The sequence below is a fragment of the Zobellella sp. An-6 genome (assembly GCF_052487945.1).
This window is the reverse complement of the sequence record NZ_CP199259.1, coordinates 504,982-517,173: the sequence shown is the minus strand read 5'-3', so window position 1 is coordinate 517,173 and position 12,192 is coordinate 504,982. Positions and strand designations below refer to the sequence as shown.

10 protein-coding genes are annotated in these 12,192 nt (G+C 69.2%); 5 read left to right on the top strand and 5 right to left on the bottom strand.

Features of this window, described 5'->3' with window-relative positions; all coding sequences use genetic code 11:
* Positions 1-4 precede the first annotated feature (4 nt).
* Positions 5-571 (top strand): hypothetical protein, encoded by a 567-nt coding sequence (locus tag ACT7DK_RS02320; RefSeq protein WP_445395939.1) that lies wholly within the window; start codon positions 5-7, stop codon positions 569-571.
* A 14-nt stretch (positions 572-585) separates the two neighbouring features.
* Here the strand turns inward: ACT7DK_RS02320 and ACT7DK_RS02315 are convergent, their stop codons facing one another.
* Positions 586-1,857 carry a diguanylate cyclase domain-containing protein gene (locus tag ACT7DK_RS02315; RefSeq protein ID WP_445395937.1) on the bottom strand — a complete coding sequence of 424 codons (1,272 nt, stop codon included), beginning with the start codon at positions 1,855-1,857 and terminating at the stop codon, positions 586-588.
* 542 nt (positions 1,858-2,399) lie between these two features.
* Between ACT7DK_RS02315 and ACT7DK_RS02310 the strand changes: the two genes are divergently transcribed.
* The 4 genes from ACT7DK_RS02310 to ACT7DK_RS02295 all read left to right on the top strand — a co-directional run bounded on the left by ACT7DK_RS02310 (position 2,400) and on the right by ACT7DK_RS02295 (position 8,195).
* Positions 2,400-4,631 (top strand): NADP-dependent isocitrate dehydrogenase, encoded by a 2,232-nt coding sequence (locus tag ACT7DK_RS02310; protein ID WP_445395935.1) that lies wholly within the window; start codon positions 2,400-2,402, stop codon positions 4,629-4,631.
* 233 nt (positions 4,632-4,864) lie between these two features.
* Positions 4,865-6,163 (top strand): ferredoxin reductase family protein, encoded by a 1,299-nt coding sequence (locus ACT7DK_RS02305; RefSeq protein ID WP_445395933.1) that lies wholly within the window; start codon positions 4,865-4,867, stop codon positions 6,161-6,163.
* Positions 6,160-6,975 carry a cytochrome b5 domain-containing protein gene (locus ACT7DK_RS02300; protein WP_445395931.1) on the top strand — a complete coding sequence of 272 codons (816 nt, stop codon included), beginning with the start codon at positions 6,160-6,162 and terminating at the stop codon, positions 6,973-6,975. Before ACT7DK_RS02305 ends, ACT7DK_RS02300 begins: the two co-directional genes overlap by 4 nt.
* Before the next feature lie 371 nt (positions 6,976-7,346).
* Positions 7,347-8,195, top strand: a complete 849-nt coding sequence (locus tag ACT7DK_RS02295) for an ABC transporter substrate-binding protein (RefSeq protein ID WP_445395929.1) — start codon at positions 7,347-7,349, stop codon at positions 8,193-8,195.
* 12 nt (positions 8,196-8,207) lie between these two features.
* On the opposite strand, the gene ACT7DK_RS02290 is transcribed toward ACT7DK_RS02295, so the two are convergent.
* From ACT7DK_RS02290 to ACT7DK_RS02275, 4 genes are read right to left on the bottom strand one after another with little or no spacing between them, the layout of a single operon-like run.
* Positions 8,208-9,038, bottom strand: a complete 831-nt coding sequence (locus tag ACT7DK_RS02290; protein ID WP_445395927.1) for an ABC transporter ATP-binding protein — start codon at positions 9,036-9,038, stop codon at positions 8,208-8,210.
* A complete protein-coding gene (locus tag ACT7DK_RS02285; RefSeq protein WP_445395925.1) occupies positions 9,038-10,108 on the bottom strand; it encodes a FecCD family ABC transporter permease in 1,071 nt (356 codons plus the stop codon). Before ACT7DK_RS02285 ends, ACT7DK_RS02290 begins: the two co-directional genes overlap by 1 nt.
* A gap of 12 nt (positions 10,109-10,120) precedes the next feature.
* Positions 10,121-11,164 (bottom strand): FecCD family ABC transporter permease, encoded by a 1,044-nt coding sequence (locus ACT7DK_RS02280; RefSeq protein ID WP_445395923.1) that lies wholly within the window; start codon positions 11,162-11,164, stop codon positions 10,121-10,123.
* Positions 11,137-12,093 (bottom strand): ABC transporter substrate-binding protein, encoded by a 957-nt coding sequence (locus ACT7DK_RS02275; RefSeq protein ID WP_445395921.1) that lies wholly within the window; start codon positions 12,091-12,093, stop codon positions 11,137-11,139. The genes ACT7DK_RS02280 and ACT7DK_RS02275 overlap by 28 nt, the downstream gene beginning before the upstream one ends.
* Positions 12,094-12,192 lie beyond the last annotated feature (99 nt).

Here is a 12,192-nt window from a genome sequence, read left to right as displayed (position 1 = left end):
CGGCATGACGGAACAACCCCATACCATACCGGCCGGCGTGTCGGTCCTGATCCGCCACCGGGTGCGCCCGCAGGCGCTGGGTGACTACGAGCACTGGCTGAGAAAGACCATCGACGTGGCCGCCGGCTTTTCCGGCCACCAGGGCGTCAATATCTTCAAGCCGACCTGCGGCCATACCCAGTACGATATCGCGGTGCGCTTCGCCAGCCGGGCGGAGGCCGAGGCCTGGGTGCAGTCCCGCGAGCGCCAGGCCCTGCTCGAGGAAGCGGAGCACTATCTGGAGCTGCCGGACCAGGTGGAGATCTCCTCCGGCATCGACAACTGGTTCCAGCCCCTCAACCCGCCGCCCAAACAGCCGACCCGCTGGAAGCAATGGCTGGTCACCAGCCTGGTGATCTGGGTGCTGACCATGGTGGTGCCGCCGGTGCTGTCGCCCCTGTTCGAGCAGGTGCCGCCCCTGGGCCTGTGGGGCATCCGCCACGCCATCAGCGCCGGCGTCATCGTCGGCCTGGTGATCTACCTGGTCATGCCCCGGCTGGTGCCGCGCATCGCCCACTGGCTGTACCGCTGATCCCGGTGGGCCGTTCAGCCGGCCCGCCGTTTCGGCTCCTGATGGCAGCAGGCCCGGTTGCGGCCATGGCGCTTGGCCTGGTAAAGCGCCCTGTCCGCCAGCTCGACCAGGGTGTCCATCGCCACCTCCTGTCCGGGCGCCAGGGTGACGGCGCCCACGCTCAGGGTCTGGCGGTCGGAGATGGGGGAAAAGGCGTGGGGAATCGCCAAAGTGCGGCAGCGGGCCAGGATCTCCTGGCCCAGCTTGTGCTCTTCCCCCGGGATCAGGTTGGCGAACAACAGCATGAACTCGTCGCCGCCGTAGCGCCCGACCACCCCCTGGTACTCCCCGGCCAGCTCCGCCAGCATGCCGGCGACCGCCTGCAACATGCGGTCACCGGCCGGATGGCCGTAGTTGTCGTTGTATTCCTTGAAGTAATCCACGTCCACCAGCAGCAGGGTCACGCCGTGATGGTGCGCCCGCGCCAGCCGCCACTGCCGCTCCAGCAGCCGCCAGATCCCGCGCCGGTTCCAGATGCCGGTCAGGGTATCCCTGTAGGCCTGGAGGGCCTCTCCCCGGGCCTGTTTTTCGGCCCTGATGCTGCTTTTCAACTGGAACAACTGGAACAGCAGCACGCCACCGCTCAGCAGCAGGGGCAGCAGCAGCACCGACTCGTACAGCAGCAGGGTCCGGTTGTAGCTGCCGTAGTCGTAGTCCACCCCCAGCATGCCCAGGAAATCGCCGTCACTCAGGTGCAGGGGCACATAGGCGGTGATGTACTTGCCCCAGCGATCCTCGCTGACGAGCCAGCCGGGCTTGCGCCCGGCAAACAGCGATCTGTTCCGCTCGCCGAGCAGGCCGTACCTCTCCTTCTCCGGGAAAGGCCGCTCCTGCCGCACCGCCTCTTCCTCGGTCACGGCATCGAGCAGATAGAGGATATCGAGCGGGGTGCCGGCGGCGGCATTGAATACCGCCTCCTCGCCCGGCTCCACCCGGAACGGTGTCGCAGCCCCCAGCGCCACTTCCACATAGATGTAACGGATATCGGCCAGCGCCATCAGCTCGCGGGCATCCCGCTCGAATGCCCGGTTCAGCGGATGCTGCTGCAGCGCGGCATAATCCAGGGGCAGCAGCTCCGCCACCTGTTCCCGGCCGAGCACCAGCTGGCGTGCCATGCCCGCCGCCAGTGCCATCATGCTCTCCCCCAGGCTGCGCTCGAACTCGTGCCGCACCAGCGGCCGGCCCCACACCAGGATCAGGAGTACGCACAGCAGCCACAGCCAGAGCGGCCACCAGGTTTTTCTCATCGGCTCCGCCTTTATCACCCTGAACAACATCCCCAATTCCGCATCTTGCCCCCTCCCCTCAAGGAGCCCCCGGCCCTATTGCCGTCCGGCGCCATGACGAGGCGGGGGATGATAATACGAACCCCAGAGCAGAACCTTGCCCTACCTCAGATAAATCGCACCACCGGGGCCGGTACCGCCGAACCGACGGACGGCGTCGCAGCCCTGCTGCAAAGGATCGATGCCGCCCTCTGCCCGGCCAGGGCCGAGGGAAGGGAGCGGGTCTGCCTGGCCGCGACGGAAGGCACGGAGCCGGCGCGGAGCAGCGTGATACCCCCGCAAGGGGTGCATAAAAATGCCTTTATATTGCTTAAGCAACCATCAATTAGTCGAACAAGTCGACAGAATTCACGCAACCCCCTTAAGTCTTGTGCGCGAACGTCATACAATGCCGGTCGGAAATTCAATCCAGCGGCGTTGGCCGGCGCCCGGTGCCCACCACAAGTGGGTGCCCGCGCCGAGCCGTTGATCCCCCACCTATCAAGCAGGGAAATAGCGAAATAATGACAACGAAAGAATCGACCATCGTCTACACCTTGACCGACGAAGCCCCGGCCCTGGCAACCTACTCCTTGTTGCCGATCGTGCGCGCCTTCACCAGCGCCGCCGGCATCAAGGTCACCCTGAGCGACATCTCCCTGGCCGGCCGTGTCCTGGCCGCCTTCCCCGAGCGCCTGAGCCCGGAGCAGCGCGTGGTCGACGGCCTGGCCGAACTGGGCCAACTGACCCAGGATCCGCATGCCAACATCATCAAGCTGCCCAACATCAGCGCCTCGGTACCCCAGCTGCGCGCCTGCATCAAGGAGCTGCAGTCCCAGGGGTATGCGGTGCCCGACTTCCCCGAGGCCCCCGAGACCGACGAAGAAAAAGCCATCCGCGACGCCTACTCCAAGATCCTCGGCAGCGCGGTCAACCCGGTGCTGCGCCAGGGCAACTCCGACCGTCGCGCCCCGGCCGCGGTCAAGGCCTTCGCCCGCAAGTATCCCCACTCCATGGGCGCCTGGAGCAAGGCCTCCCGCTCCCACGCCGACTACATGAACGGCGGTGACTTCTTCTCCAGCGAACAGTCCGTGACCATGGACAAGGCCCAGACCGTGCGCATCGAATTCGTCAACCAGGCCGGCCAGGTCGAGCTGAAGAAAGAACTGGCCCTGCAGGAAGGCGAAGTGCTGGACAGCATGTTCATGAGCAGCAGCAAGCTGCGCGACTTCTTCGAGCAGACCCTGCAGGACTGCAAGGAAAGCGGCGTGATGTGGTCCCTGCACGTCAAGGCCACCATGATGAAGGTGTCCCACCCCATCGTATTCGGCCACGCGGTCAAGGTGTTCTACCGCGAGGTATTCGAGAAGTACGGCGAGCTGTTCGACGAGCTGGGCGTCAACCCCAACAACGGCATGAACAGCGTGCTGGAAAAGATCAAGACCCTGCCCCAGTCCACCCAGGACGAGATTGAGCAGGCCATCCACGACTGCTACGAGCACCGCCCCGAAATGGCCATGGTGGACTCCGTCAAGGGCATCACCAACCTGCACGTGCCGAGCGATGTCATCGTCGATGCCTCCATGCCGGCGATGATCCGCAACTCCGGCCAGATGTGGGGCCGCGACGGCAAGCAGAAAGACACCAAGGCGGTGATGCCCGAGAGCACCTACGCCCGCATCTACCAGGAAGTGATCAACTTCTGCAAGACCAACGGCGCCTTCGATCCGCGCACCATGGGCTCGGTGCCCAACGTGGGCCTGATGGCGATGAAGGCCGAGGAATACGGCTCCCACGACAAGACCTTCGAACTGGCCGAAGACGGCACCATGCGCGTGGTGGATGAAAACGGCCAGGTGCTGATGCAGCACCAGGTGGAGAAGGGCGACATCTGGCGTGCCTGCCAGACCAAGGACGCGGCCATCCGCGACTGGGTCAAGCTGGCCGTCACCCGCGCCCGCAACTCCAATACCCCGGCCGTGTTCTGGCTGGACGAGGAGCGCGCCCACGACAACGAGCTGCGCAAGAAGGTGGAAGCCTACCTGCAGGAGCACGATCTGAACGGCCTGGACATTCGCCTGATGTCCTACAACGAAGCCATCCGCTTCTCCATGGAGCGCATGAAGCGCGGCCAGGACACCATCTCCGTCACCGGCAACGTGCTGCGCGACTACCTGACCGACCTGTTCCCGATCATGGAACTGGGCACTTCCGCCAAGATGCTGTCCATCGTGCCCATGCTGGCCGGCGGCGGCATGTACGAGACCGGTGCCGGCGGCTCCGCGCCCAAGCACGTGCAGCAGCTGATGGAAGAAAACCACCTGCGCTGGGACTCCCTGGGTGAATTCCTGGCCCTGGCCGTGTCGCTGGAAGAGCTGGGCATCAAGGAGGGCAACGCGCGCGCCAAGATCCTGGCCAAGTGCCTGGACAAGGCCACCGAGCTACTGCTGGACAACGGCAAGTCGCCGTCCCGCCGCGCCGGCGAGCTGGACAACCGCGGCAGCCACTTCTACCTCGGCCTGTACTGGGCCCAGCAACTGGCCGCCCAGACCGACGACGCCGAACTGGCCGCCCACTTCGCGCCCCTGGCCAAGGCCCTGGGCGAGCACGAAGCCAAGATCCTGGAAGAGCTGAACGCGGTCCAGGGCAAGCCCGCCGGGCTGGAAGGCTACTATCATGTGGACCCGGCCGCGGTAGAGAAGGTGATGCGCCCCAGCGCCACCCTGAACCAGGACCTGGCCGCCCTGAACGGCTAAGACGCCGCCGTTAACGCCAAGAACACGCCCGGCACCGCAAGGTGCCGGGCGTTTTTACTCTCTGCTTGCTGGCAGACCCGGGGCATCGCCCAGGCGAGACAAGAGAGCAAGCGAGACACCAGCATTTCCAGATCCCGCTTGAACCCGCTTCTCCCTGAAAATGCTATGGTTATATCTAGCTTCCCCGGGCGCCGGCCACGCCCCACGGCACCACCGGACAGGAAATCCCGACCATGCGCCAGCGCCTTGCCCCCGGCGAACTCCTCGCCCTCGCCCTGATACTGCTGCCCCTGGCCGTTGCCCTGCCCCGGCTGTGGAGCGGCTATACCGGCGGCTGGGCCGGTGGCCTGGCCCTGGCGGGGCGGATCTGCGGCATACTGGGGCTGGCCATGATGCTGGTGGCCGCCGCCCTCAGCGTCCGCCTGCCCGCCCTGGACACCGGGTTCGGCGGCCTGCCCCGGCTGTGGCGGCTGCACCGCCGGCTGGGCTTCGGCGCCTTTATGCTGATCCTGCTGCACGTGCTGCTGCTCGCCTTCGCCGCCCTGCCCCATTCCCTCGCCATGGCGGTGGCCCTGCTGTTTCCGCCCCCGGCCGACTGGCTCACCTGGACCGGCTGGCTGGCCCTGCTCGCTCTGGTGATCTTCCTGGCCCCCACCTTCCAGTTTTTCGGGCCCATCCGCTACCAGAGCTGGAAGCGGTTGCATCTGCTGTCCGTCCCCACCCTGGCGCTGGCCCTGGCGCACACCCTGCCCCCGTTGGCCAGCCCCTGGCCCTGGTGGCTGCTCGCCGCCCTGGCGGCCCTGGCCCTGCTCTGGCGCAAGGGGCTCTCGCCCCGGCTGGCGAGAAGGCCCTACCGGGTCACCGAGGTCAGATCCCTGGCGCCCGACGTGGTGGAGCTCGCCCTCAGCCCCGAGCGCCGCCCGCTCCGCCACCGGGCCGGGCAGTTCGTCTACCTCAGCCCCCTGGATGACGGCCTCACCGCAGGCCGGGGCGAGGAACATCCCTATACCCTGTCCTCGGCCCCGGGAGCACCGGCACTGAAGCTGGGCATCAAGGCCCTGGGGGATGCCAGCCGGGCGCTGCAGTCCGTCGCCCTGGGCAGCCGGGTGCTGCTGGAAGGCCCCTACGGCGCCTTCTTCGAGCAGGCCGCCCCCGGACGGAAACAGCTCTGGCTGGGGGGCGGCATCGGCATCACCCCCTTCGTGTCCGCCGCCCGGGAACTGGCCGCCGACCCCGGCAAAGAAGAAGAGGTGGTGCTCTGCTACCTGGCCAACCGCCCCGAGCGCGCCTACTACCTGGAGGAGCTGGCCGGGATCGCCGCCCGGCATCCCGCCCTGCGCCTGGTGCCCCACTATTTTTCCGAGCAGGGCCCGCTCGAGCTCGGCTTTCTGGCGCAACAGTGCCCCGATTTCCGGGAGCGGGAGCTGCTGATCTGCGGCCCGCCGCCCATGATCCACCACCTGCTCCGGCTGCTTGCCGGGGCCGGGGTGCCGCGCGCCCACATCCATACGGAGGCCTTCGATTTCCTATGAACCTCAACAAGATAGCCTACACCGCCCTGGTCGCCTTCTGCGCCGCCATCGCCACCCTGGTGATCAGCCACGCCCTGAGCGGCACCCGGGCCGGCGCCAGCGAGCCGCCCCGCGCCGCGCCCATCAGCCGGGAAGAGCTGGCCCGGCACAACAGCCGCGACAGCTGCTGGAAGGCCATCGACGGCAAGGTGTACGACATCACCGCCTATATCCCCGACCATCCCAGCCGGGAGGAGGTGGTGCTGGCCTGGTGCGGCAAGGACGCCAGCGAAGGCTGGCACAACAAGCGGCCCGGAGTGGCCCACAGCGGCGCCGCCTCCCGGCTGCTGGCCGGCTACCTGATCGGCGAGCTGCAAGGCATGGCGGCTCCCCAGCCCGGCATGCCGCCGGCCCCCATCGATACGGCCGCCCTCCCGGACGGCAGGCTGCTGCTCGGACTGGCGCCCGGCACCTACCTGGACGGACGCTACCGGGGCAGCTTCCTGGACAGGGGGGAAATGCAGGTGGCGGTGCAGTTCGAGCTGCGCGACGGCCACCTGGCCGCCCTGGAATACCGTCACCTGGCCTACGGCGGCGTCGACTACCTGGCCCTGGCCGAAGACGCCCCCCTCTATCCGGTGACCCGCCAGTACCGGCAGGTGGCCGACTACCTGACCGGCAAACCGCTGCACCAGTTCTTCGATCTCTACCAGCCGGAGCGGGTGGTGACGGACCTCGACGGTTACACCGGCGCCACCCTGCACACCGGCAAGGTGATCTCGGCCATCCGCGACGGCCTCAACCGGGGGGTTTATCAGTGGCCCGGGGAATGACAGGCACGAACAATGGGGCCTAAAGCCCCATTCCAGACGGCTGACACAGTCGTCCCCTGCTTATTCGCCGGCCATTCCCCTGGACCACCGGTGCTTCACTGCCGCCATCGCCGACGGCGGAGATCCAGGACATAGTGCACCGGGCTCCGCCATGGCGGGAGTGACTACGGAGAACCACGAGGATTTGTCGGTCGATGGCCCCATGTTTGCGCCCCAAACCGGCTGGCCTGCGGCCCGGCCGATACCCATCCCGTTCCATTTTTGCAACATCATGTACCACCGGCAGCCGGCGCCGCCTCCGGCGATCCATGAGATAATGAGAATCGTTATTGATTGTTCGATAACGCAAGATCAACGCAAAGGAGAACGAAATGGATCTGATAAAAGTACTGTCGGCAACCGGCCTGCTGCTGGCCGGGCAGATGGCGCTGGCCGCCGAGCGGGTGGCGAGCTTCGATCACGGCAGCCTGGATACCCTGGACGCCCTTGGCCTGGGTGAGCAAGTGGTGGCGGTGCCCAAGCAGGCCCTGCCCGGCTATCTCGCACGCTATGCCGCGGACGGCTACGTCGACATCGGCGGCCTGCGCTCCCCGGACTTCGCGGCGCTGACGGCGGCCGCCCCCTCCCTCATCCTGATCACCGGCCGCCAGGGCGACCTGCAGGCACGGCTCGAGGCGGTGGCCCCGGTGCGGGACATGAGCCTGGCCGGCGAGGGCTACTGGGAGGGCTTCAGCCACAAGGTGCGCACCCTGGCCGGTGAGTTCGAGGCCTCGGCCGCCGCCGACCAGGCGCTGGCGGAGCTGGAGCGGGATATCGCCGAGCTGCGCAACGGCATGGACACCGACTCCCGGGTGCTGGTGGTGACCCACAACGACGGCAGGTACTCGCTGCGCAACGATCCCGTGGTGAGCGGGCTGCTCGGGCTCGAGGCCCCCGCGCTGCCCGCCGGGGTGGAGAGCCGCAGCAGCGGCAACCGTACCTTCACCCCCCTGACCCCGGCCCAGATCGCCCAGGCCGCGCCGGATGTGCTGCTGGTGGTGGATCGCAGCGCGGCCATCGGCACCGGGGCGCTCGACCCGGCCGCCCTGCGCGGGGAGCTGGACGCCGCGGGCGGCGAGTCGGTCAAGCTGGGTTACCTGTCGCCGGCCCTGTGGTACCTGTCCGGCGGCGGCCTGCAGAGCCTGCGCCTGCAGCTGGAGGAAGTGGCCGAGGCGCTCTGACGCCGGTGACGGTCAGCGTCGGGCTCGGCGCACATTGACCAGCATGGGGCTGCCGTTGGCCGGATCCTGGATGATGTCGCACTCCACCCCGTACAGCTCGCGCACCAGGGCCGGGGTGAGGATGTCCCGGGGATGGCCGTGGGCGACGATGCGGCCGTCGCGCATGGCCACCAGTTGGTCCGCATAGCGGCAGGCGCTGGCCAGATCGTGCACCACCATGGCGACCGTCTTGCCCCGGCCCGCCAGGGCGCGGATCAGCTCGAACACCTCTATCTGGTGGCCCAGATCCAGCGCCGAGGTGGGCTCGTCCAGCAACAGCAGCGGGGTGGACTGGGCGATGGCCATGGCGATCCAGGCCCGCTGGCGCTGGCCGCCGGAGAGCTGATCCAGCACCCGCTGCTCCAGCCCCGCCAGATCCGCCGCCGCCAGCGCCTCGGCCACTATGTGCTGGTCTTCCTCCGACCACTGGCTGAGCCAGCCCTGGTGTGGCTGGCGGCCGAAGCGCACCAGATCCAGCACCGTCATGCCCTCGGGCGCCGAGGTGTGCTGGGGCAGCAGCGCCAGCCGGCGGGCGATCTCCCGGCCGGGCCGGCGATGGATGTCGGCCCCGTCCAGCAAGATGCTGCCGCCGCGCGGGCGCAGCACCCGGGCCAGGGCGCCGAGCAGGGTCGACTTGCCGCAGCCGTTGGGCCCCACTATGGCGGTGACCTGGCCCGGCGCCAGCCGCAGCGCCAGGCCGTCGATGATCACCTGGCGATCGTGGGCCACCACCAGCTCATGGGCCGACAGGGTGGCCTGCTGTTGATGGCCAAGCAGGGTTTGCAGGGGGACGGCAGCATTCATCAAGAACGACTCCTGAAGGAAGGACTCAACAACATCCACAACAGATAGGGGCTGCCCACCACGGCGGTGACGATGCCGACCGGGATCTCGAGCGGCGCCAGCAGCAGCCGCCCGGCCAGGTCGGCCAGCAGCATCAGCAGCGCCCCGGCCAGGGCCGAGGCCAGCAGGGGCACGCCCCGGTGGCGGCACAGCATGCGCGCGATTTCGGGGCCGAGCAGCGACACCAGCCCCACCGGGCCGGCCACCGCCACCGCCAGGCCGGTGAGCCCCACCGACAGCGCCAGGCACTGGCCGCGCACCACCTTGAGCCTGAGCCCGAGGCCGATGCCCACCGGCTCGGACAGCTGCAGCACCTGCAGCGCCCGCGCCAGCCGCAGCGCCAGCACCAGGCCCAGCAGCAGGCCGGCGCCGAGCAGGGCCGTGGCCTCGGGGGAGCGGGCGTTGAGGCTGCCCACCGTCCAGGGAAAGGCGACGTTGGCCTGGTCGATGGCCACCCGGCTCAGCATCAGCTGGGTGACGGCGCCAGCGATGGCGCCCACCCCCAACCCGACGATGATAAAGCGATAGCCCCGGGTGCCGCTGCCGCCGGCCAGGCCGAACACCAGCACGGTGGCGGTCACGGCGCCCACCAGGGACATGGCGGAGGGCGCCAGCGAGCCGGCCACCCCCACCACCGAGGCCACCGCGAAGGCGGTGGCCGCGTTGTCGATGCCGATGATGCCGGGCGTGGCCAGGCGGTTGCCCGCCAGGGTCTGCATCAGGCAGCCCGCCAGGGCGAAGGCCGCGCCCGTGGCCATGCCCGCCAGCACCCGTAGCAGGCGCAGTTCCTGCACCACCAGCCGGTGCAGGGGCGGCGCCTCGCCCCGGAGGGCGGCCCAGACCTCGGCCGGGCTCAGGCTGACGTTGCCGAGGCCGAGCGCCGCCGTGGCGGCGGCGGCCAGCAACGCCAGCAGCACCAGGTTGACCCAGAGGCCGCGGCGGGACAGCAGCAGGCTGAACTCGCGCCCGCCCAGCCGCCCGCGGAGCGGCCAGTGATCATGGAGCGGCAGGGGCCGGGATGGCAGGGTCATGGAACACCTCGATCACAAAGAAGGCCGGCGCCGGCCGCGCACCACCGCCAGCAGCACGGGGGCGCCGATCAGCGCGGTGAGCACGCCGATGGGCAGCTCCGCCGGCGCCACCAGCAGCCGCGACAGGGTGTCGGCGGCGATGACGATAATGGGGCCGAGCGGCAGGCAGAGCCAGAGGGTGCGGCGGATATCGGGCCCGGCCAGGGCCCGGGCCACAAAGGGCACCACCAGGCCCACGAACAGGATGGGCCCGGCCACGGCGGTGGCCGAACCCACCAGCAGCGCCACGATCAGCACCGCCAGCAGGCGCACCCGCCCCGGCTTGTGGCCCAGGCCCCGGGCCACGTTCTCCCCCAGGGCCAGCGCCGCCAGCGGGCGCACCACCACCAGGGTGAGCGCCAGGGCCAGGGCCAGGGACGGCAGTATCTGCCACAGATGATCCAGGCTGCGCCCGGCCACGCTGCCGATGACCCAGAAGCGGATCTCGTCGGCGGTGCGCTGGTCGAACAGCAGCAGCAGGGAGGTGAGCGCCAGCAGCAGGCTGGACAAGGTGGCGCCGGCCAGCACCAGGCGGACGGGGTCGTTGCCCACCCCCTGCAGCCGGGCGGCGCCCAGCACCAGCAGGCAGCCGGCCAGGGCGCCCAGCTGCGCCACGTGCACCGTCAGGGTGGCGGCGCCGGCTCCCAGCATCAGCGCTAGGGTCACGGCAAAGCCGCTGCCGGCGCTCACCCCCAGCAGGCCGGGCTCGGCCAGGGGGTTGCGGGCCAGGGTCTGCATCAGGGCGCCGGCACAGCCCAGCGCCATGCCCACCACCAGGCCGACCAGGGTGCGCGGCGCGCGCAGCTCGGTCACCACGAAGCGGGCCTCGTCGGTGCCGCCCCCGAACAGCACGGCCAGGGCCTGGCCCGGGCCGATATGACCGGCGCCGAGCAGCAGGCTGGCCAGGCAAACCAGCCCCAACAGCAGGCCCGCCGCCAGCATCACCGCAAACAGCGGGCGCCGGGAAACGGCGACAGCAGCCATGGAGGTCAGCGCGCCGCGTGTTCGAGCACGCACTCAACATCGTCGAGGATGGCGTTGGCCGCCAGGGGGCCGGTGGCGCTGGTCCAGAGCTGGCCGTCGACCGGGAACACCCGCTGCTGCCGCACCACTCTCAGGCGGGCGAAGGCGGGCGATTTCTCGGCGGCGGCCAGGGCCTCGCGGCCGTCGTGGTTCAGGGTGGCCATAAACAGCCAGTCGCCGTCCACCAGCGCCAGGTTTTCCTGGCTCAGGGGCGAGCTGTGGGGCCGGCCTTCCTTGACGATGCCGCCGTCCCGCACCTCGAAACCCACCGCCTTCAGCAGGCCGGGGGTAAACAGCCGGGACGACATCATCATGGCGCCCTGGGGCATCCAGCGGGCCAGGGCGGCCTTGCGCCCGTCGGCCGGCACCGCCTGCCCGAACCGTTCCGCCAGCGCCGCGGTGCGCTGGTCCAGCTCGGCCAGCACCTGGTCCAGCTCGGCTTCCCTGTCCAGGGCCCGGGCGAACAGGCGGGCCTCCTCCTTCCAGGCGCCGTCCTCAAACATGTCGATGTCCGGCACCACGGTCGGGGCCACTGCCGCCAGCAGGCGGTACTGCTCTTCCGGCAGGGAGGACGAGGCCAGGATCAGATCGGGCTGCAGGGCGATCACCGCCTCCAGGTTGGTCTCGCGGGCGGTACCCACTATGGCGACCTCGCCCGCCTTGTCCTGCATGTAGCCGGCCACGCCCTCGCCTCCCCGAGTGGCCACGGCCCCCAGGGGAGCCACGCCCACCGCGAAGCTGGTGTCCAGGGCGCCTTCGTACAGGGTCACCACCCGCGCCGGCTCGCCGTCGATGCTGAGCTCGCCGAAGCGGGTATCCAGGACGCGCGGCTCGGCCAGGGCCTGGCCGGACAACAGGGTCCCCAGCATCAGGGCGGCGGCCGTGAGCCGGCGGGCAGAAGGCGCGGGAAGAATTCCTGACATAACGTATCTCCAACAACAGAGGGTGAGCAAAGGTGGCCGCCGGAACAGGCGCGGCGCTCGGTGGCTTTCCGACGAAATATGCCGCAGCGCGGCGAGACC

Bases quoted from the DNA above. Each gene is read 5' to 3' on its own strand.
- ACT7DK_RS02290 (WP_445395927.1), bottom strand. From the start codon at position 9,038: ATGAATGCTGCCGTCCCCCTGCAAACCCTGCTTGGCCATCAACAGCAG.
- ACT7DK_RS02315 (WP_445395937.1), bottom strand. From the start codon at position 1,857: ATGAGAAAAACCTGGTGGCCGCTCTGGCTGTGGCTGCTGTGCGTACTC.
- ACT7DK_RS02320 (WP_445395939.1), top strand. From the start codon at position 5: ATGACGGAACAACCCCATACCATACCGGCCGGCGTGTCGGTCCTGATC.
- ACT7DK_RS02305 (WP_445395933.1), top strand. From the start codon at position 4,865: ATGCGCCAGCGCCTTGCCCCCGGCGAACTCCTCGCCCTCGCCCTGATA.
- ACT7DK_RS02275 (WP_445395921.1), bottom strand. From the start codon at position 12,093: ATGTCAGGAATTCTTCCCGCGCCTTCTGCCCGCCGGCTCACGGCCGCC.
- ACT7DK_RS02295 (WP_445395929.1), top strand. From the start codon at position 7,347: ATGGATCTGATAAAAGTACTGTCGGCAACCGGCCTGCTGCTGGCCGGG.
- ACT7DK_RS02285 (WP_445395925.1), bottom strand. From the start codon at position 10,108: ATGACCCTGCCATCCCGGCCCCTGCCGCTCCATGATCACTGGCCGCTC.
- ACT7DK_RS02310 (WP_445395935.1), top strand. From the start codon at position 2,400: ATGACAACGAAAGAATCGACCATCGTCTACACCTTGACCGACGAAGCC.
- ACT7DK_RS02300 (WP_445395931.1), top strand. From the start codon at position 6,160: ATGAACCTCAACAAGATAGCCTACACCGCCCTGGTCGCCTTCTGCGCC.